This is a genomic window from Halomonas rhizosphaerae (assembly GCF_030012485.1).
GTDB classification, from domain to species: Bacteria; Pseudomonadota; Gammaproteobacteria; order Pseudomonadales; family Halomonadaceae; genus Halomonas; species Halomonas rhizosphaerae.
On sequence record NZ_JASCQQ010000039.1, the window covers coordinates 24,844 to 45,501 of the forward strand.

Here is a 20,658-nt window from a genome sequence, read left to right on the forward strand (position 1 = left end):
CCACCGATTCGCCGATACTCCCTTTGACCAGCATCATCCCGAGCCTCGAGTCCATGGCTCACCTCAAGGGAGATTCCTCGCCATGACGAAGATGGAGACCTTTCCCACCGACGCTGAAACCGACGTTCAGGCCACGCTGGGCCGTGCACTGGCGAAACTGACGACCCGCGATGCCTCTCTCCTGAGTACCGAGGCCAACGAACGCACCATCGCCTGCCGACTCGCCTTTTACCTGCAGGCGGAGCTACCCCACTGGGACGTCGACTGCGAGTACAACTGCTGGGCTGCCACCGGTCAGCGCAAAGGTCACACAATCGTCACGACCACCAGCGAGACCACCAACGCCCGCACTATCTACCCCGACATCCTGATCCACCACCGGGACAGTCGAGAGCACCTGGCAATCATAGAGCTGTGCAAAAGCAGTTTCCCCCACGGCAAGCATCAGGACGTTAAGAAGCTACGCCACTGCCTCGCCAAGCTCGGCTGCCGACACGCCTTCCATCTGGAAGTCGGTGTGGGAGAGGCAGTCGGTGAGAATCGTATCGAGCCGCTTCACTGACCTTTGGGCCATCCTGGCAATGCGAGAACGCCTGCCGCTTCAGGGTTCCGCCGCAACCCGGCTGCGCCCGCCTGCTTACCGCAGTACACATCTCGGCATCAAAGCACTATCAGGCTCTTGCAAGTATCTGCAGGCCGACATGCGGCCACTCCGATGCTGGCAGTCCCTAGACAGGGCGAGCTAGGAACTTCCATCGCGGCGATACGATGACTCAACCCCTCGGCCAGCCCCAGACCGGCCTCGCGATCACTGCTGGTGGCCAGCATGATGAACTCCCCACCACCCCAGCGGCCGAGGAAGTCTGTTTCTCGCATGTCATCTTCCACCTCGCGGGCCAGAGTCGACAGCACTCGGTCGCCCAGCTCGTGACCATAGCTGTCGTTGACCTGTTTGAAGGGGCGATCGCGAACAGCAACAGGGCCATGGGGCGCCAACCGCTCCAGAAAGCAGTTGGCCTTGGCAAGTGCCTGCTACACCTGGTGCAGGTGGTGGAGAGCCTCCGAAGCTCCTCTGAGGAGGACATCACCGTCTGATCCTCGGCCAAATCCCTTACCGCAAGGCGCTCGATACGCTCCCGGGCCGCACTCTGGCCGCTGATCTAATCCTACCACTGACTGAACAGTCTCCCGAGAAGCGAGGCATCGTCGGGCCCCTCAGCCTTTGGGCCACTGCCGGATACGCCAGCCCAACTGTGAACCTCACGCTGCTCGGCGCGGAACAGCAGCATCCAGACGTGACGCTACTGGCCAACCGGAAACGCCACCGCCAGCAGACCACAGACCTCACCCAGCTCAAGGGCGGCAGGCAGCGACTCTTCGCCCAGTGCCTGGCTGAACCACGGACCGGGACACGTGAAGCGCTCCTGTTTGCGCCTAAAGACGCCCTGTGTCAGTATCGTCCTGGAAATTATCGAACAGTGTTTACTTCGCCAGATCAGACTGTTGCATTCTTCACCCTCAAGTATTTGCACTTGGCGCCGATCAACAACTTGATTCACAACTGATACTCGCCAATCGCCATCCGCCCTTAAGCCAACTCGACCTCTCCTGAGCCCCGTAGGCCGCAGCTTAGCGAGAGCATCGTGACCTTTTGTATCGAGCAGGCATCAGAACTGGGAGTCCGTAGCCCGAGCTTCTGCCTCTGGATATCCGACGCTTGAGCGAGCGCCTGATGCGCCTTGAGGTAAGTGAAGAAGCTGACCGCGCCCTGAGTCTCAGGTTTTACGATGCTCCCCTTGACGATTGACACATTCCAGCAAGAACAACCCGGCTGAGAACTCCATGATCCGCCCTCTGCTCGCACGATTCTGTTTTCAGCTGCTGGTGGCCCTTGCCTGCCTGGGGATGTCGCTCTTCGGCCTGCTCGACGCGCTGTGGGAAGAACAACGTACCGTTGAGAGCACAGTGATTCTTCCAGACAGCAGCCTAGCCATGGGGCTCCTGGGCCTGGCACTACTCTGCCGCCTCCGTGGCATGCTGATCGCCAGCCGCCTTGCTGCCCTGCTTATCCTTGGCCTCGTACTGTATCGGATGCTACCCCTTGGCGAATTGAGGTTTGTCGAATACCCGCCCACTGGACTGGGAGGAGCCCAGCTGTTTGGCCTGGCGGCTGGCGGAATGTTGATCAGCACATTGGGTGGCACCTGGCACGCGCTGTCTCGGGTAACCGGCACAACGTTGATGATCACGGGTGGCATGGCGTTCCTGGTTGGCTGGCTGCCGGTGGCCAGCCTCACCTCCATCACATGGCCTGGGCACCATCTGGCGGCGCCTGCGGCGAGCCTGCTGCTGCTTGCCACTGGTCTGGTCCTGCTGACCCAAGAACGTCCAAGCCATTCGGTGGTGGCCCAACCCCTCTCAAGGGCAACGTTGGCAGCAGCACTGGCTGGAAGCTTGCTGACCACCGGCGGCTGGTACCTCCTCAGCCAACAGAATCTCGAAACGCTGGTCAGCCAAAGCGAGCATGCCCTCGCCAGGGCTGAGAGTGGCACACGTGCCGCGCTTCAACGACACGAGCTACTTCTTCAGCGCCAAGGTGAGCGTTGGGCGAGCCTGGGAACACTGTCAGACGCGTTCTGGCAACAAGAGTCCGTCAGCTACCTGAGTGATATTACCGCATTCGAGTTGATTGCCGTGCTGGACAGCGAACTGGATCCGATACGCATGGCGGCGGAGCACCAGGAAAATCGTGCTTGGCTTGAACGCTACTTCGCGACACCAGAACATCACCGCTGGCTCAGCAACGCCGACCACCGTTCCGGCGTTCATGCCGGAGCGGTGATGAACGCCGAGGATGGCAGACCGTTGATGCTGATGGCCATGCCGCTGGTGGCGATCGATGGCTCCGACCACTGGCTGGTCATCGCAATGAACATCGCCACCTTGCTGGAAGAGCAAATCAGCCAGGATGCTAATGAAGTCATTGTCCAGATGCATAAGGGCAATGCCCGGCTTTATGGCTCTTCCCTTGCGGGAGAGGTCGGAGAAAGGGTTAAAATCACCACCCGTACGATGCCACTCCCCAGTGGTGGCGAGTGGCGCCTCACAAGCCAACTCGATACCGGCCATCTTCGCAGTCTCAACGTGGTGCCAACCCTACTTCTGCTGGCCGGTCTGATGCTCACGCTGATACTGATGGTGAGCCAAGAGCTGTTCCGTATTGCCGAGCGACGCCGAAACCGCCTTGAGACCAGCCAGAGGGTTACGCGAGAGGCCCTTCAGCAACGCGACCAATTCTTCACGCTTTCGGCCGACCTGTTCTGCCGTGTTGACCTGGAGGGACGCCTCTTGCAGGTCAATCCGGCCTTCCAGCACCAGCTGGGCTTTGCCGCGCCGGATCTCATCGACCGGCCTTATACCCACCTGGTTCGGGAAGAAGACCATCCACGTATCGCCGAGGCCATCCAACAGCTGGCCGAGGGTGTCGCCGTCAGGGAACTGGTTGCAAGGATCCGAGATAACCAAGATAGAACCCACTGGGTCGAGATCAACGCCGCGCTTGGCCAGGAGCAGGTAATATATGTGGTTGCCCGAGACATAACAGGCCGACGGGATAGCGAGCTGGCCTTCAGACGACATGAGCACTTTTTCAACATCGTCGGCGAAACAGCGCTGATCGGGGGGTGGTACGTTGACCTGTCGGTTGGCCTGCCGATCTGGTCGGATGAAGTCTGTGCCATACATGACGAACCTGCCGGCTTCCAGCCCACCGTGGAGCAGGCAATTGCCTACTATGACCCCGACGCCCGTGGGCGCATCCGTACCCTGTTCGAGGCGTGCTGCCGTGACGGTACATCCTTCGACGAGGAGTTCCAGGTCATCACTGCCCGAGGACGACACATCTGGGTCAGGGTGATAGGTCAGGCAGTTCTCGACACCGAAGGCCGAATCGTGCAAGCCCAAGGTTCGACTCAGGATATCACCGAGCAGCGCCGACTCTGGGCTGAAGTCATCCGACTGGCTGAGCGCCTGACCACCACCTTGGAAAGCATCACCGACGGCTTCTTCACCGTAGATAGTGACTGGCGCTTTAACTACGTCAACCGGGAAGCCGAGCGCCTGCTCCGACGCGACCCTGGTTCCCTGCTCGGCTGTAATATCTGGGAGGCCTTCCCAGAGGCGGTGGATACGAGCTTCGAGAGCGAGTATTTCCAGGCTGTCGAGACCGGACGTGCTACCCATTTCGAGGCCTGCAATCCGCTGTTGGACCTCTGGGTAGAGGTGAACGCCTATCCTTCTGACGAGGGGCTGGCGGTCTACTTCCGCGATATCAGCCAGCGCAAGGCAAACGAGCGCCAGCTACGCATCCTCGAGAGCAGTGTAACCTCAAGCGTGAATGGCGTGGTGATCTGCGATGCCAAGGATCCCGGCCTCCCCATCATCTACGTCAACCCCGCCTTCGAACGGATTACCGGTTACTCGAAGGAGCAAGCTATCGGCAGAAACTGCCGCTTCCTGCAGGGCGAGAATACCGAGCCACGAGACATATTCAGCCTGCGAGAGGGCATTGCCAACCAGCGAGATGTTCATCTCGTTATCCGCAACTACCGTCGTGACGGAACAACCTTCTGGAACGATCTCTATATCTCGCCGGTCCGCGATGAAACCGGCAGTGTGACGCACTTCATCGGAGTTCAGAACGATATATCCACCCAGAAGGAGTATCAATCCCAGCTCGCCTACAATGCCAGCCATGACGCCTTGACCGGTTTGCCTAACCGTACCCTGTTGGAAGACCGCCTCGCTCAAGGGTGTCAGATTGCCAGCCGCTATCAGCGCTACCTGGCGGTGCTGTTCCTCGACTTGGACGGCTTCAAGCCAATCAATGACACCCTGGGCCACGAAACCGGTGACCGCATTCTCACTGAGGTCGCCAACCGTCTCGAACAACAGCTACGCCCCGGTGATACGGTGGCTCGCTTCGGCGGTGATGAGTTCGTGGTCGTACTTCCCGACCTGGCCCATGAAGACGATGTTATGCCGGTCGTCGATCGCCTATTAGCCCGAGTCTCAGCACCCTACCGTATCGATAGCAACGAGCTGCGCATCACCGCGAGTATCGGAATCACCCTGTGTGACGGTGAAATGGAGCGACCCATGCAGCTGATCCAGCGAGCTGATCTCGCCATGTACAAGGCCAAGCGGCAGGGGCGTAACACCTCGCAGTGGTATACCTGGGACCTCAACCAAAAGGTGAGCGAGCGTGTCTCCCTGCGCAACGCCCTGCAAAGTGCCATAGAGGAACAGCAATTCGAGCTCTATTACCAGCCGCAGATCCACGGTCCCAGCGGACGGGTGACCGGCGTCGAGGCTTTGGTGCGCTGGCATCACCCCGAGCGGGGCTTCGTCTCGCCGGCAGACTTCATCGGCCTGGCCGAGGATACCGGGCAGATCATCCCGATCAGCGACTGGGTGCTGACAACTGCCTGCCACGATGCCCAGAGGCTCAATGAGATGGGGCTGGGCCAACTCACCATGGCCGTTAACATCTCGCCCATGCAGTTCCAGCGTCCCGGCTTCGTGGATGGCGTGCTACAGACGTTGAAGTCGAGCCGGCTTCCAGCGTGCCGGCTAGAGCTGGAACTCACAGAAGGTGTCCTGATGGACAACGCCGATCGATGCATCGAGACCCTCCATGCACTGCGACGGCAAGGGGTCCACGTGGCCATTGATGACTTCGGCACCGGATTTTCGAGCCTCAGCTACCTGAAGTACCTGCCAATCAGCAAGATCAAGGTCGATCGCTCCTTCGTCAGGGAAGTACTCAACGATCATCGCGATGCCGCCATCATCCAGGGGATGGTCTACATAGCGGGCAAACTGGAGCTCGAGGTGGTTATCGAAGGTGTTGAGACTGGAGCCCAGTTCAATTATCTGCGTGAGCAGCACTGTGAAACCTTCCAGGGCTACTATTTCGCTCGCCCCATGCCGCTGGAGGATCTCATTCACTTCCTGAAGGAGCGCTCTTGAGCCTGCTCCCGATAAGAGACTGAGCCGTCGGCAGCAGGACGAACAAACCCTGCTGCCAATGAACGGCGAGAGCTGCCCTTTCAACAGGCGGCAAAGAGGAAGTTCAAGAGCCGCAGCTTAGCTGCTATGAAATCGTCCGCAGTCGGACAGCCCACCTTCTTGACCCAGGTCACATTCCTCACCGGGTCATAAGAGAAGTCCTCAAGCCATAAGGTACATCGCCGATACCTGTTCCAGGCAGGCCGCATGACCGCAATACACAACCACAACGAAAGTCCCCCGGCCCTCCCCTGCCCGGTTAACCGACGCAATTGATCGGCGGCCCTTGCCGTCGCGACCTGGAGAGACTTTCTATGAAGCACCTGCTGCACCGCATCCCCATGGGCAAGAAGTTCTTGCTCACCCTGCTGCTCCCTCTGCTGGCTCTTGCCTGGTTCGCCGTTAGCGGCATCCTCGATCGCCAGCGACTGGCCACCAATATGGTCGAGCTGGAGTCTCTCACCGATCTATCCCGACAGGCCGGCAACCTGGTCCATGAACTTCAACGCGAACGTGGGATGTCATCCGGATACATCGGCAGTCAAGGCGAGGCCTTCGGGAATCGATTGAGCGCCCAGCACAACGCCAGTGACCGGGCCATGAATGCCTATCGACAGACACTCGGCAGCCTCGACCGGGCCGCACTGGACGATTCGCTGGCCAGACAGACAGTCGATATCGAGCAGCAGTTGTCGGCTACCTCGGCCATCCGTCAGCAAGTTCAGCGCCTCGACGTAAGTGCCGAGGAGGCCGTGGGCCACTACACCAACATCAATGACGCGCTGATGGCCATGGTCGGACGACTGACACACCTCACCGCCGATGCCGATATCTCGCGACGCCTGGGAGCCTACTTCACCCTGCTCAAGGCAAAGGACCTTGCGGGTATCGAGCGCGCCCTGCTGGCCAATGCCTTCAGCGCGAATCTCATGCGCACCGCGACACATCAGCGCCTGCTGTCGATGCTTGGTCAGGAGACGGCCTATCTGGAAAGCTTCCGGACCTTGGCCAATGACGAGACGCAACAACAGCTCACGGACATCCTCAACGATGAGGAGGTCAAGCGCGCCGCGCCGCTGCGCCAGGTCGCGCTGGACCTGGGCGTTGCCGGCGGCTATGACGTCGACCCCCAGCAGTGGTTTGAGCGACAGACCCTCAAGATCGACCGACTCAAAGACCTGGAAGATACTCTGGCGGAGGGTGTGTTGGCACAGGCGGCCAGCCTGCGCCGGGAGGCACGCCAGGACCTGGTGGGCTACCTGGTCATCTCGCTGATCGCCGCTGGCCTCGCCATCCTGATCTCGGTGCTGATCGTGCACAGCATCGTGCGCTCCCTGCGTGCCGCCCTGAATAACATCGCAAGCCGCGGTGGCGATCTGACCCAACGTCTGACGGTACCGGGAAGCGATGAGCTATCGCACCTTTATGCCGCCTTCAATTCCGCCTCAGAGGAAACCGAAGCCCTGGTGAGCAATATCCAGCGCAGTGCGCTCTCAGTGGAGCTTGCCAGTGGGGAGATCGCCCAGGGCAACCAGGACCTCGCCCAGCGTACCGAGGAGCAATCCGCCTCGCTGGTCGAGACCGCCTCAAGCATGGAGCAGATCACGGCCACGGTTCGCCATACGGCCGAGAACGCCCGCCAGGCAGAGTCAATGACCGATGAGGTGACCGCCCAGGCAGGTGACGCCAGCCAAGTGGCCGACCGGGCTCGTCAGGCCATGCAACAAATCCACTCTGCCAACCAGGAAGTGACCAGTATTGTCGAGGCGATTGACAACATTGCCTTCCAGACCAACTTGCTGGCCCTCAACGCCTCAGTGGAGGCGGCCCGCGCCGGTGAGCATGGACGAGGCTTTGCGGTGGTGGCTGCAGAGGTGCGTAAACTCGCCAGCCGCAGTGCTGGCGAAGCCGAGCAGATCCGCAAGCTGATCGCCAACAACGTGGCTCGCATCAACGAGGGCGAGACGCTGGTTCGCAGCACCAGCGACACACTGGAGGCCATTACCCGCCGCATCGCCCAGGTCGCCGAGCTGGTCCGTGACATGTCCGCCGCGACCGGTGAGCAATCGGCTGGCATCGAGCAGATCAATCAGGCCGTCACACAGCTGGAGGAAGTCACCCAACAGAATGCCGCCTTGGTGGAGCAGGTCGCCTCCGCCAGCCGTTCTCTGGATGAACAGGCCGGGGACATGGCGCGACTGGTGAGTCGCTTCACCGTCAGCGATGCACCGGCACCCGTATGGACAGCAGGTCAGGGAGCCACAACACAGCACAGCCCTCAAACGGCTTGAGAGCGAACATCGGGCGCCGGCGCTAAAGCCGGCGCCTGTCATGGCCGATAGTAATGGCAGGGCACCAGGCGGTTTCGATACGCCATGGCGCCGTCATCGTCGAACAAGAAAAGGAACTGGCTATGTCATCTCCCCTCACCGATGTCACTGCATCGTCCCAACCCATTTCATCACCCCCGCTGACAACCCGCCAGCGGTTGGAAAGCATGCTGGGGAATCTGCCACTCCCGAGCGGAATGTTGGCCCAAGACGCTGCCCATGGGGCGGAGGCCATCAGCCGCGACTCCCTCGTCGAACCGATTCAGCGAATCAACGAGGTCATGCGCCCCTATGGCGTGGAGTTCGAATTGCGTGACGCGACGTCACGACTCGTGACCCGCATTGTCGACCGCGACAACGGTGAGGTTATTCGACAGATCCCGGCAGAGGAAGTGCTTCGCATTGCCGAGCGTCTGGAAGAGGTGCAGGGGCGACTGATCCAGCTTGAAGCGTGATCACACCTGCATGTTCATGACGTCCTTGTAGGCCGTGACCAGACGGTTGCGTACCTGAACCCCCATCTCAGAGGCCACGCTCGCCTTCTGCATGTCAACCATCACATCATTGAGCTGCACGCCGGGGGTACCAGCCTGAAAGGCCTGCGCCTTGGCATCGGCATCGAGCTTGAGCTCGTTGATGCGATGGATGGCTGACTGCAGCTCGCCGGTGAAGCCGCCGCCCCCCACCTGAGTGTCGACCCGTTGGCCGCTGGATGGCTGAGACGCCGCCTGGCTCGACAATGACTGCATCTGGGAGAGAACTGACTCGATCGCGGGAGCGCTCATCACAACCACCTTGGCATATAGGGTCACGAGAATAGGAATGTCAGACTACCTGACTGAGCATGTCGGCCAAGCGGTCAAATGCCCCATAAAAACTGGGCTTTTCCGACCTTTAGGGTGACTGCGGCCGCGGATAATGGCCTGCATCAGAGTTCCGCCCACCTCAGGGGCGGCCAACCGCGATGGACGGACCAGCACGCGATGCCTTCTTCCTATCTCAATATCGTTCATGACACCAGCCGCGCCTGGAGGCCCGCATGAGCAGTGGCGCTTCCGCCACCGATAGCCAAGCCAGCCAGGGCTCGGCGGGCATTACTCGCCTCAAGGAACAGCTGCGTGGCAACCCGCTGGTGGCGCTGCTGATCGCGGGCGCCGCCTCGATCGCCCTGATTGTCGCCCTGCTGATGTGGGCTAGCAGCCCCGACTACCGAGTGCTTTACAGTAATCTCAGTGAGACGGACGGCGGCAGCATCATCAACGAGCTCGACACCCGCGGCATTCCCTACCGCTTCAGCCAAGGCGGCCAGGCGTTGCTCGTCCCCGGTGACCAGGTCCACACGCTGCGTCTGCAACTGGCCGAACAGGGACTGCCACAAGCCGGGAACGTCGGTTTCGAGCTGATGGAGAACCAGGCCTTCGGCATCAGCCAGTTCGCCGAGCAGATCAACTATCAGCGTGGACTGGAGGGTGAGCTGTCACGCTCTATGGAATCACTGGGGCCGGTCAACCGGGCCCGGGTTCACCTGGCACTGGCCAAGGACTCGGTCTTCGTGCGCGACCGTGAGCCAGCCAAGGCCTCAGTGGTCCTGACCCTGCATGCCGGACGCACCCTCGGCGAGGGGCAGGTCAACTCCATCGTGCATATGGTGTCCAGCAGTGTGCCCGACCTCGATGCTGAGGCGGTCACAGTGGTTGACCAGAACGGCCGACTGCTAACCGCCCCCGACGCCAACGGTCTGGGACTGGACGGCACACAGTTGGACTATATCGCCGAGGTGGAGCGCTCCTACCAACAGCGAATCGAGTCCATCCTGACGCCGATCCTGGGCACCCAGAACGTCAAGGCCCAGGTAACGGCTCAGGTGGATTTCTCCCGCCGCGAGGAAACCTCAGAGCGCTACGGCCCCAACCAGCCACCCAATGAGGCTGCCGTACGCAGTCGTCAGAGCAGCGTCAGTTACAACGGGAACGACGACCTGGCCGGCGGGATCCCGGGCGCCCTGAGCAACACCCCTCCCGGCACCGCTACGTCACCGGTGGAGAACCCGCCCGACGAGGAAGATGAGACGGACACCGAGGATGAGCAGGCGGATGAGGACACCCTTGCGGCGACGCGCAATCTCAATCGCGATGACGTGATCAACTACGAGGTCGACCGCAGCATCTCGCACGTCCAGCATCGCCGCGGCCAAGTGGAACGACTCTCGGCAGCTGTCGTCGTCAATTACCGCCCAACCGCGGACGACCAGGGCGTTATGCAGCCAACCCCCCTAAGTGAGGTCGAGATCGACCAGATCGAGCGGCTGGTACGACAGTCCATGGGGTTCTCCCAGGCCCGCGGCGACGAGATTGCCGTGGTCAATAGTCCCTTCACCCGGACGGACACGGAGGTCGAGCCCCTCGAGTGGTGGCAGGATCCCGACGTCCAGCAGCTGGCCATGACACTGGGCCGTTATCTGCTGGTGGGTCTGGCAGTCTTGCTGCTTTACCTGCTGATCCTGCGCCCGCTGGTCAAGCGCGCCAGCCAGACTCCCCAATCGACAGCGCAGCCCGCGCCGACCTTCCAGACCAGAGTCGGTGAGGATGACGAGGAACGCCCGTCCACCTCTGGCGAGGAAGATGAATCCACTTACAACAAGCCGCGACGCAAACGCAAGGCCTCGGCCTACGAGGACAACCTCAATGACCTTCGCGAGATGGCCGAGGAAGATCCACGCATGGTGGCCATGATCGTTCGCGGCTGGATGAACAAGAATGACTAAGCCCCAGGAGATAAGCGGCGCACGGCGCAGCGCGATCCTGCTACTGGCGCTCGACGAAGACAGTGCAGCCGAGGTGTTCAAGTACCTCTCCCCCACCGAGATCCAGCAGATCAGTACGGAGATGGCCCGTCTGGACCAGGTCTCCCACGATGACATGCGCCAGGTGCTGCAGGCCTTCCATGACGAGACCGAGGAGTTCATCGCGCTCAACCTGAACTCCAGCGAGCATATCCGCTCGGTGCTGACCAAGGCACTCGGCAGCGATCGTGCCTCCAGCCTGATCGAGGACGTGCTGGAAACCAGCGGCACCGGCTCAGGTATCGACGCCCTGAACCTCATGGAAGCCTCGATGGTGGCGGAGCTGATCCGCGACGAGCACCCACAGATCATCGCCACAGTGCTGATCCACCTGGAACGTCACCAGGCAGCGGACGTGATGGCTCTGTTCGACGAGAAACTGCGCAACGATGTGGTGCTACGTATCGCGACCTTCAGTGGCGTGCAACCCGCCGCCCTGCAAGAGCTCACCGAGGTACTCACCAACATGCTGGATGGCCAGAACCTCAAGCGCAGCAAGATGGGCGGCGCACGCACTGCAGCCGAAATCCTCAACTTGATGAACTCCAACCAGGAAGAGGCTGCCATCGAGACGGTGCGCTCGCACAGCGAAGACCTGGCTCAGAAGATCATCGACGAGATGTTCCTGTTCGAGAACCTCATCGACCTGGACGACCGCAGCATTCAGCTCATCCTCAAGGAGATCGACACCAACTCGCTGGTGGTGGCCCTCAAGGGAGCACCGGAAGTCCTCATGGACAAGTTCATGCGCAACATGTCCCAGCGTGCTGCCGACCTGATGAGAGAGGACATGGAAGCCCGTGGGCCGATCCGGGTCTCCCAGGTGGAAGCCGAACAGAAAGCCATCCTGCAAGTGGTGCGCCGACTCGCTGATGGCGGCGAGATCGTGTTGAGCGGCGGAGACGAAACCTATGTCTGAACGTGGCAAATCAGGCATGGCTGACGGCCAGACACCCTGGCGCCGCTGGCAGATGGGGGAACTGCAGACCCCGCGGCGAGCGGCGTCGACAGAGGCCCATGGCGGCGCGGAGACAAAACAGGATGATGATCGGCGTCAGGCTTTTAGACGCCGGGCGGAACTGCAAGCGCTGCGCGAGAAGGTCCGGCGAGAAGCCCATGAAGAAGGCCTGGAAGAAGGTCGCGAACAGGGCCATGCCGAGGGATTGACCAAGGGGCTTGAGGAAGGACGCCAACAGGCGAAAGACGAGATGGAAGCACGCCTCGCCGAGGCGCTGGCCCCCCTCGCCCCCTTGACCACCGCGTTCAGCACTGCGCTGGAACAACTCGACGAAACCATCGCAGAGGACCTGGTAGACCTGGCCCTGGCCACCGGTTATCAGCTTGCGGGCGAGGCCCTTAAGGCAAGGCCCCGCCAGGTACTGGAGCTGGTGCGCACTCTACTGCATACCGAGCCACCGCTCATCGGCCAGCAACGTCTCTGGCTGCATCCGCTGGATCACAAGCTGGTACAGAAGCATCTGGGTGAAGAGCTGGAGGCTGCCGGCTGGATGCTACAGCCGGATGATCAGCTCAGCCGGGGCGGCTGCCGGGTGACCAGTGCCAATGGCGAACTCGATGCCACCTGGGAGAGTCGCTGGCAGGCCGTGAAGGCGCAGGTGCGCCATCGCAGCCCCACTACACATCAGTCACAAGGGGATGAGCACTAGTGTCCGAGCCGCTGTCCACGAACCCTCACCAAGCGCATTGGCAGCGTGCCCTGCGGGGCGTGCGCGCCCGCGTGGAGCCTTTGCCCCCCTGCCGCGCTAGCGGCCGGGTGGTTCGTGCGACCGGCCTGGTGATCGAGGTGGTGGGATTGCAGGTGGCGCTGGGCAACGCCTGCCGTATCGAGCTCCCGGCCAGCCGTCAGGAGGAGCGTCGCTTCGCCGAGGCCGAGGTAGTGGGCTTCGCCGGCGACAAGCTCTACCTGATGCCACTGGCCGAGATCACCGGCCTCATGCCAGGGGCCAGGGTCTTCCCCCTTGCCGATGGGGCACACAACAGTGCCCGCCGCTTTCCGATTGGCGAGGCCCTGCTGGGTCGTGTCGTCGACGGTAACGGGACGCCTCTGGATGGCCTGGGGCCGATCAGTGACGCGCCACGTGCACCACTGGCCACACCGCCTCTGAATCCTTTGGCGCGCGCACCCATCGAAGAGCAGATCGACGTGGGCATCCGTGCCATCAATGCCCTGCTGAGCGTGGGCCGCGGCCAGCGCATGGGGCTATTCGCCGGTTCCGGTGTCGGCAAGTCGGTATTGCTTGGCATGATGGCTCGCTACACCCGAGCCGACGTGATCGTGGTGGGCTTGATAGGAGAACGGGGTCGTGAGGTTCAGGACTTCATCGACAATATCCTCGGCGAAGCGGGCTTGCGTCGTGCCGTCGTGGTAGCTGCACCGGCCGATACCTCTCCATTGCAGCGCCTCCAGGGGGCATCTTATGCCACCCGGCTTGCCGAAGGATTCCGTGACGAGGGGCGCAATGTCCTGTTGATCATGGACTCCTTGACCCGCTTCGCCATGGCCCAGCGCGAAATTGCCCTGGCCGTCGGTGAACCGCCTGCGACCAAGGGCTACCCGCCCTCGGTCTTTGCCAAGTTACCGAACCTGGTCGAGCGCGCCGGCAATGCCCAACGAGGCGGCGGCTCCATCACCGCGTTCTATACCGTGCTCACCGAGGGCGACGACCAGCAGGACCCCATCGCCGATTCGGCACGTGCCATTCTCGATGGCCATATCGTGCTATCCCGAACCCTGGCGGAAGCAGGCCACTATCCGGCCATCGACATCGAGGCCTCCATCAGCCGAGCGATGACCGCCATCATCGACCCGCAGCAGCTACAGCAAGCCCAGCAGTTCAAGGGACTCTTCTCCCGCTATCAGCGCAACCACGACCTGATCAGTGTCGGTGCCTATCACACGGGCCATGACCCACAGCTGGATGAGGCGGTTAGGCGCTATCCGCAACTCGAGGGCTTTCTGCAGCAGCGCATTGAGGAAAACAGCAGCCTGGAAAACGCCCGCCAGGCACTGGCCAGTGTCGTGGGAGGTAAGCCATGAGCCGCTACAACACGCCGCTCGACACCCTCGTCGAGCTCGCCCGGGATGCCCGGGACCAGGCCGGACAGAGCCTAGCCGGCGAACAGCGAACCAGCAGCCAGGTCAGCCAGCAGCTGGAATCATTGCATCGCTATCGCCAGGAGTACGCCGAAAAGCTGAACGCGGCGATGCGCGACGGTATCGACCCGGCCACCATGCGCAATTACCAGCAATTCCTCGCCTCCCTGGACGACGCTCTGGTGCGTGCCCGGCAGGCAGTGGCCGCACAGCAGGAGCGGGTCGAGAAGACTCGCCAGCACTGGCAGCAACAACAGCAGCGCCTATCGTCCTACGACACCCTGGCCGAACGGCGGGATGTTGCCAGGCGTCGCGATGAACAACGCCGGGAACAACACGTCAGTGATGACCTGGTCAATAACCGACTCGTCCGCCAGCGCTCGTCCCATAACGAGCACTGAGCAGGCAAGGAGACTGTCGATGGATATCCAGTTGCTAGTCGCTGCCACCAATGGCCGTACCACGTCCGGGGGCACCAAGGATCAGGGGGCAGGAGGCGACTTTGCCAGCAATCTGGCCGGTGCGTCCCGGGCCCGTCAGAGCACTGCCAGTGAAGGTTCCCTCCCCGCGGAGATACCCACCCAGCATGTCAGATCCCAGAAAGAGGCTTTGGGCGCAAGTCTCAACGAGATGGGCCACCCTGCCGGTCGCGGCCTTGATGTGGTAGACCACGACGCTCTGCTGTCTAGCGTGTCAGGAAAGCCAGAGAACGCCCCAAACGCGCTATTGACTAGCCTGGGCCGGGAAGGGGCGGGTCACCATCAGGCATTTCAGGTAACCATGGCCCCCCTCTCGGAGGGTGATGTCATGGCTGGCTTTAAGGCGCTGAAGGGTGAGGGTGACGCTGACCTGCCGAGCGGCGACGTCTGGGACGCACTTCAGAAACGCCTCGACCTGATCGAGCAGGCTGGCCGCCTCGAGACTGGCGAGGACCTCGCGATCGTTTCTCTGGCCGCTCAGGCCGAGTCAACCCGACCCGAGGGAATCTCAGTTCGGGATGCAGGTCACGAACCACGTGGCAATGCCCTACTCCAGGCCATCGCGGCCGATACGCTTGAGCGCAAAGGCCTTCGCCAGTCGCTGGCGACGCAACTCGACCGGACTGTCGAGCGCACCGGTGGCCTGGAAGCGGCCAGCAGCCGCACCACTTTCCAGACGGACGAACTCCCACAGCAGGTCTCCGGCGCCATCGACACCCTGATGGCATCACGCAGTGACACAGCGCGTGCCACCGGGGGATTCGAGCTGGCCGGCCAGGGAATGACCCCATCGATGGCCAGCGCGACCACTCCCAACGCTCAGGCCAATATCCCGACGCCGGTGTCGAGCCCCGCCTGGCCACAGCAGCTCGGTCAGCAGCTGGTGCGACTGAGTCAAAGTGGGGGTGAGCAACGCGTCGAGCTGCAGCTTCACCCAGCGGAGCTCGGCCCACTGTCGGTGTCCCTGAAGATGGGTGACCAAGGCGCACAGGCGCAGTTCATCTCCGCCCACGCCCAAGTACGCCAGGCGCTGGAGCAGGCCATCCCGCAATTGCGTGAAGCCCTCGCCGAACAGGGCATCAGCTTGGGTGAGACTTCGGTAGGCGAACAGCGAAACGGTAACGGCGACAGCGCCCCCCGCCAGCCCGGCGACATGCTGGCATCGGCAGGGCCGGACGAGAGTGACGAAGGGGCACCAAGGGACATCGAGAGCAAGGTGGCGCGTGAGTTGAATATGGATGGCCACGTGGATCTCTATGCCTGACCCCCAGCATTGCTGTGGTGCCAAACGAGCAAGATAGGCGCAATCAGCAAGCCTGTTCGGATCATCATGAACATGGCGCGACACGCATACTGCGACGTCAGCGTCGGCAATATACAGCAACCTAGGAAAGAGAATGGCGAAATCCAGTGGTGGCTCCCGCAAGCTTTTGTGGTCGATGATGGTGCTGCTGATCCTGTCGTCATCGGCGGCAGCGGTGGCACTCTACATGGTCTTCAACCAGCAAGGCGGCGCAGCGCAATCGGCACTCAACACCCAAGTGACGCCGGAGCAAAAAGCACCAATATTCCTGCCGATCCAGCCCTTCACCGTCAACTTGGCCGACGACGAGTACGGTCCACGACTGCTCTACACCGGCCTGTCGCTGAAGCTCAGTGACGAGGCGAGCCAGGAGATCCTCGAGCAACACATGCCCCAGGTTCGCAGTCGCCTCCTGACGCTGTTCTCCGGCAAGCAAGCCAGTGAACTGACCTCGCCGGGAAGCAAGCAGCGCCTGGCAGACCAGGTGGTTGCCGCCCTCGAGGCGCCCATGTCGGAAAACCAGCCGGAACTGGCCATCAACGACGTACTCTTCACCGAGTTCATCGTGCAATAGGCTGGGGGTAGCCAAGACGCCATGTCCCAAGATGATCTGCTGTCCCAGGAAGAGATCGATGCCCTGCTCAAGGGTGTGAGCGGTGATGACGAGCCGGAAGCCAAGAACAATGGGGCCTCACGCGTTCGCCCGTATGATCCTGCATCCCAGCATCGCATCATCCGCGAACGCCTGCATGCCCTGGACATCATCAATGAACGCTTTGCACGTCACTTCCGCATGGGGCTGTTCAACCTGATTCGTCGCAGCGCCGATATCACCGTGGACTCGGTGCGCTACCAGAGCTACAGCGAGTTCTCCCGCAATGTGCCGGTGCCTACCAATATCAACATTATCGCCATGAAGCCCCTGCGGGGGTCGGCCTTGATCGTGTTCCCCCCCAGTCTGGTGTTCATGGTGGTGGACAACCTCTTTGGCGGCGACGGACGCTTTGTGACCAAGTCCGAAGGCCGTGAATTCACCAACACCGAACAGCGCATCATTCAACGTCTTCTGCAGTTGGCCATCGACGCCTACAGCGAGTCCTGGAAATCCGTTTATCCCCTCGAGCTCAGCTTCCTGCGCTCGGAGATGCAGTCAAAGTTCGCCAACATCACCAACTCGCCAAACGAAATCGTGGTGAACACCAGTTTCAATCTCGAGGTGGGCAATCTCGCCAGCAGCTTCCAGATCTGCATGCCCTACGCCATGATCGAGCCGCTGCGCGACCTGCTGACCAACCCGCTCAGCGATGGCAGCCAGGATCAGGACGGCACCTGGACGAAGCGCATTGCCGGCGAGATACGCCACTCCGAAGTGGAGCTGGTCGCCAACTTTACCGATATCGCGAGCCGCATCGCCCACGTGATGGCCTTGAAGGCCGGCGATGTGCTGCCCATGGAGCTTCCTGAGACGGTGACGGCCAGCGTGGATGGCGTGCCCGTGATGGAGTGTGAATACGGTAGCCAGCATGAGCAGCGAGCACTGCGCGTGCTGCGCATTTTCGACCATGCCGCCGACCATGCGCCGGCCGACGCCTTCGTGAAAGGCTCCAGGCTGCAATCCAAGGAATCCAACCATGACTGATCCCAACAAACCCGATCAGAATATCAGCGAAGACGACTGGGCCGCCGCCATGTCGGAGCAGCAGGACGATGCCCCTGCCGACGATGACGACCCCTGGGCTGAAGCGATGGCCGAGCAGGCGGCTGCCGAATCCGCCGAACAGGAGCAGGAGGCGGAGGAGCCTGCCGCCACGCCCTCCGCTCAGTCCGCGGGTAGCAGCGTCTTCCGCCCTCTCGAGGCGGGCCAGGGTGTGGAAAAAGGGCGCGACCTGGAAATGATCATGGATATTCCGGTCAAGCTCACCGTGGAGCTCGGCCGTACCAAGCTGACCATCAAGCAACTGCTGGAACTTGCGCAAGGGTCGGTCATCGAGCTGGATGGCCTGGCGGGAGAGCCCATGGATATCCTGATCAACGGCTATCTGATCGCCCAGGGTGAGGTCGTGGTCGTCGAGGACAAGTACGGTATCCGTATCACCGAGATCATTACCCCATCCGAGCGGGTCCAGAAGCTAAACAGATGACCGAGGCTACGTCCGAACAGTCCCAGGCGGGCCTGGATGCCGCCGTAAGCGGCGGGGAGGCCCTGATCGGTATGGCCACGCTAGGCAAGACCGCTGCTGCGCTGGGACTGATCCTGGTCATCATCCTGGTGGCCGCCGCTGTGCTACGCCGATGGGGACTGCCCCATCAGCGCCATGGCCGCCACCTCCGAGTCGTGGGAAGTACTGCAGTGGGCACCAAGGAACGTGTCGTGATTGTCGAGGTGGAACATACCTGGCTAGTACTCGGCGTCGGCGGTGGCCAGGTCAGCAAGCTGCATGATATGCCGGCCCCGGACGAACATCCGGAACCCAGCCCCTCTGGTGGGCCCGGCTTCGAGGCGGAAGACTCTTTCAAGACACGCTTTGCCAAAGCCGTCAGGCACAACGCCGGACTGGGACGACGGGGGAAGGCGTGAGGCAAATCGCGTCAAAGCACCTGTTGCTGACATTGGCACTGGCGGTACTGCTGGCCTCGCCTACTCTAGCCTTGGCCCAGCAAATCCCCGGCATCATCAGCCATCCCATGGAGGATGGTGGGCAACAGTGGTCGCTATCGCTGCAGACTCTCCTGCTGCTCAGCTCACTGGCCTTCCTGCCAGCCGTGTTGCTGATGATGACCTGCTTCACGCGCATCATCATCGTGTTGAGCCTGCTTCGAACGGCCATGGGCACTCAGGCCACCCCGCCCAACCAAGTGCTACTGGGGCTGGCTCTGTTTCTCACCCTGTTCATCATGGCGCCGGTTCTGGGACAAGTGCATGAACTGGCCTGGGCACCACTCTCCAATGACGAAATCAACTTCGATGAGTTTCTGCAGTTGGCCCAAGGCCCCTTCCGGGAGTTCATGCTGGCCCAGACCCGCGAGCCTGATTTGGCGATGTTCGCCCGCCTCGCCGATATGGGTGAGCTGCAAGGGCCTGAAGATGTGCCGATGCGGGTGCTGGTGCCCTCCTTCGTCACCAGCGAACTGAAAACTGCGTTCCAGATCGGTTTCACCATCTTCATCCCCTTCCTGATCATCGACCTGGTGGTGGCCAGCGTACTGATGTCATTGGGGATGATGATGGTGCCTCCGATCACCATCTCGCTGCCGTTCAAGCTGATGCTGTTCGTGCTGGTGGACGGCTGGCAGCTGATCATCGGCTCACTGGCTGAGAGCTTCTACCTGTGAACGCACGCCCGAGGAGGCCAAGATGACACCGGAAGAAGTGATGAACATTGCCTACCAAGGCATGCGCGTCACGTTGCTGCTGGCCGGCCCCCTGCTGCTCACTGCCCTGGCCACCGGCCTACTGGTCAGCCTGTTTCAGGCCGCTACCCAGATCAACGAGATGACCTTATCGTTCATTCCCAAGATCCTCGCTGTGTTTGCGGTACTGGTACTGGCCGGTCCTTGGCTCCTCAAGCTGATCACCACCTTTACCATTGAGCTGTTCAGCAACATCCCCTCAATGATCTCGTGAGGAGGCGCGCTCGCTGATGGTCGAGGTCACATTTGACCAGCTCCATAGCTGGCTGGTTGCCTTTCTGTGGCCCTTCGCAAGGATCACGGCCCTGATGCTCAGCGCCCCGCTGTGGGGCCATTCCAGCATACCGCGCCAGGCCAAGCTGGCTCTGGCAGGCGCCGTGGCAGTGGTGATTGCCCCAGTACTACCCGCCATGCCCGAGGTACCGCTTTTCTCCTGGGCGGGGTTCGGCATTCTGGTCGAGCAATTGCTGATCGGTGCCGCCATCGGCCTAACGGTACGAGTGATGCTGGCCGTGGTGCAGGCGTCTGGGGAGTTCATCGGTCTGCAGATGGGCCTGGCCTTCGCCACCTTCTTCGACCCCTCCAGCGGTACCAACATGGTGGTGCTGTCGCGCATCCTTTACATGGTCACGCTGCTAATGTTCCTGGCCTTCAATGGCCATCTGATGGTGCTGGAAGTGCTGGTCACCAGCTTCCAGACGTTGCCGATCGGTATCGGCCGTTTCAATCCGGAAGCCTTCATCATGCTGGCTCGCTACGGCGGCACGATCTATACGGCGGGCATGCTGCTTGCTCTGCCCCTGGTGGCATCGCTACTGATCATCAATCTGTCACTGGGCATTCTCAATCGCTCTGCTCCCCAGCTGACGGTCTTCAATATCGGCTTCCCGGCCTCACTGACGGTGGGCCTGATCCTGTTGATGGTGCTGATGACCGACCTAGGAAGCTTCCTTGAGCGCCTGTTTAGCCAAGGATTGGCCTTCCTGCAGAACCTGCTGGAGACCCTGGCACCGCTGCCGATGACGAGCTAAAAAAAACCGCCCCGGCCATGAAAGGCACCGGAGCGGTAAAAAGACCATGGCTGAGATAGCCGGACACCATGGTCATCA

Annotated in this window: 20 protein-coding genes; 18 read left to right on the forward strand and 2 right to left on the reverse strand. The window is 61.4% G+C overall.

Going from position 1 to position 20,658, the window contains the following annotated elements; genetic code table 11:
* The first annotated feature begins 82 nt into the window (after positions 1–82).
* Complete coding sequence (locus QLQ86_RS18655; RefSeq protein ID WP_282817987.1) at positions 83–562, forward strand: hypothetical protein; 480 nt, start codon at positions 83–85, stop codon at positions 560–562.
* A 98-nt stretch (positions 563–660) separates the two neighbouring features.
* On the opposite strand, the gene QLQ86_RS20195 is transcribed toward QLQ86_RS18655, so the two are convergent.
* Positions 661–912, reverse strand: coding sequence for a GGDEF domain-containing protein (locus tag QLQ86_RS20195; RefSeq protein ID WP_407650126.1), 252 nt, complete (start codon positions 910–912; stop codon positions 661–663).
* A gap of 341 nt (positions 913–1,253) precedes the next feature.
* On the opposite strand from QLQ86_RS20195, the gene QLQ86_RS18665 reads away from it, so the two are divergent.
* The 4 genes from QLQ86_RS18665 to QLQ86_RS18680 all read left to right on the forward strand — a co-directional run bounded on the left by QLQ86_RS18665 (position 1,254) and on the right by QLQ86_RS18680 (position 8,854).
* The gene (locus QLQ86_RS18665) at positions 1,254–1,565 is read left to right on the forward strand and encodes a hypothetical protein (protein WP_282817989.1); all 312 of its coding nucleotides are present in this window, start codon (positions 1,254–1,256) and stop codon (positions 1,563–1,565) included.
* A 277-nt stretch (positions 1,566–1,842) separates the two neighbouring features.
* On the forward strand, positions 1,843–6,030 hold the full coding sequence (locus QLQ86_RS18670; protein WP_282817990.1) for an EAL domain-containing protein: 4,188 nt from the start codon (positions 1,843–1,845) through the stop codon (positions 6,028–6,030).
* Between the two features lie 353 nt (positions 6,031–6,383).
* On the forward strand, positions 6,384–8,360 hold the full coding sequence (locus QLQ86_RS18675; RefSeq protein ID WP_282817991.1) for a methyl-accepting chemotaxis protein: 1,977 nt from the start codon (positions 6,384–6,386) through the stop codon (positions 8,358–8,360).
* Between the two features lie 122 nt (positions 8,361–8,482).
* Positions 8,483–8,854 (forward strand): flagellar protein FlaG, encoded by a 372-nt coding sequence (locus tag QLQ86_RS18680; protein WP_282817992.1) that lies wholly within the window; start codon positions 8,483–8,485, stop codon positions 8,852–8,854.
* Here QLQ86_RS18680 and fliE read toward each other — a convergent pair whose 3' ends face one another.
* On the reverse strand, positions 8,855–9,184 hold the full coding sequence (fliE, locus tag QLQ86_RS18685; protein WP_282817993.1) for a flagellar hook-basal body complex protein FliE: 330 nt from the start codon (positions 9,182–9,184) through the stop codon (positions 8,855–8,857).
* Positions 9,185–9,438: 254 nt separating this feature from the next.
* Between fliE and fliF the strand changes: the two genes are divergently transcribed.
* The 13 genes from fliF (at position 9,439) to fliR (ending at position 20,580) form a co-directional block, all read left to right on the forward strand.
* Positions 9,439–11,163, forward strand: a complete 1,725-nt coding sequence (gene fliF, locus QLQ86_RS18690; RefSeq protein ID WP_282817994.1) for a flagellar basal-body MS-ring/collar protein FliF — start codon at positions 9,439–9,441, stop codon at positions 11,161–11,163.
* Positions 11,156–12,160: a flagellar motor switch protein FliG gene (gene fliG / locus QLQ86_RS18695; RefSeq protein WP_282817995.1), complete on the forward strand. Its 1,005-nt coding sequence runs from the start codon at positions 11,156–11,158 to the stop codon at positions 12,158–12,160. The genes fliF and fliG overlap by 8 nt, the downstream gene beginning before the upstream one ends.
* On the forward strand, positions 12,153–12,908 hold the full coding sequence (locus QLQ86_RS18700; RefSeq protein WP_282817996.1) for a flagellar assembly protein FliH: 756 nt from the start codon (positions 12,153–12,155) through the stop codon (positions 12,906–12,908). Before fliG ends, QLQ86_RS18700 begins: the two co-directional genes overlap by 8 nt.
* The gene (gene fliI, locus QLQ86_RS18705) at positions 12,908–14,299 is read left to right on the forward strand and encodes a flagellar protein export ATPase FliI (RefSeq protein ID WP_282817997.1); all 1,392 of its coding nucleotides are present in this window, start codon (positions 12,908–12,910) and stop codon (positions 14,297–14,299) included. Before QLQ86_RS18700 ends, fliI begins: the two co-directional genes overlap by 1 nt.
* Positions 14,296–14,757 (forward strand): flagellar export protein FliJ, encoded by a 462-nt coding sequence (fliJ, locus tag QLQ86_RS18710; RefSeq protein ID WP_282817998.1) that lies wholly within the window; start codon positions 14,296–14,298, stop codon positions 14,755–14,757. The genes fliI and fliJ overlap by 4 nt, the downstream gene beginning before the upstream one ends.
* Positions 14,758–14,776: 19 nt before the next feature.
* Entirely contained in the window at positions 14,777–16,099 is a 1,323-nt protein-coding gene (locus QLQ86_RS18715) for a flagellar hook-length control protein FliK (RefSeq protein WP_282817999.1), read from the forward strand.
* Positions 16,100–16,232: 133 nt separating this feature from the next.
* Positions 16,233–16,712, forward strand: coding sequence for a flagellar basal body-associated protein FliL (gene fliL / locus QLQ86_RS18720; RefSeq protein ID WP_282818000.1), 480 nt, complete (start codon positions 16,233–16,235; stop codon positions 16,710–16,712).
* 21 nt (positions 16,713–16,733) lie between these two features.
* Positions 16,734–17,777: a flagellar motor switch protein FliM gene (gene fliM, locus QLQ86_RS18725; protein ID WP_282818001.1), complete on the forward strand. Its 1,044-nt coding sequence runs from the start codon at positions 16,734–16,736 to the stop codon at positions 17,775–17,777.
* Positions 17,770–18,279 carry a flagellar motor switch protein FliN gene (gene fliN, locus QLQ86_RS18730; protein WP_282818002.1) on the forward strand — a complete coding sequence of 170 codons (510 nt, stop codon included), beginning with the start codon at positions 17,770–17,772 and terminating at the stop codon, positions 18,277–18,279. The genes fliM and fliN overlap by 8 nt, the downstream gene beginning before the upstream one ends.
* A complete protein-coding gene (gene fliO / locus QLQ86_RS18735) occupies positions 18,276–18,716 on the forward strand; it encodes a flagellar biosynthetic protein FliO (protein WP_282818003.1) in 441 nt (146 codons plus the stop codon). Before fliN ends, fliO begins: the two co-directional genes overlap by 4 nt.
* 20 nt (positions 18,717–18,736) lie before the next feature.
* Positions 18,737–19,471, forward strand: a complete 735-nt coding sequence (fliP, locus tag QLQ86_RS18740; RefSeq protein WP_407650127.1) for a flagellar type III secretion system pore protein FliP — start codon at positions 18,737–18,739, stop codon at positions 19,469–19,471.
* 22 nt (positions 19,472–19,493) lie between these two features.
* Positions 19,494–19,763 carry a flagellar biosynthesis protein FliQ gene (gene fliQ / locus QLQ86_RS18745; protein ID WP_282818004.1) on the forward strand — a complete coding sequence of 90 codons (270 nt, stop codon included), beginning with the start codon at positions 19,494–19,496 and terminating at the stop codon, positions 19,761–19,763.
* A 16-nt stretch (positions 19,764–19,779) separates the two neighbouring features.
* Positions 19,780–20,580 (forward strand): flagellar biosynthetic protein FliR, encoded by an 801-nt coding sequence (gene fliR / locus QLQ86_RS18750; protein ID WP_282818005.1) that lies wholly within the window; start codon positions 19,780–19,782, stop codon positions 20,578–20,580.
* Positions 20,581–20,658 lie beyond the last annotated feature (78 nt).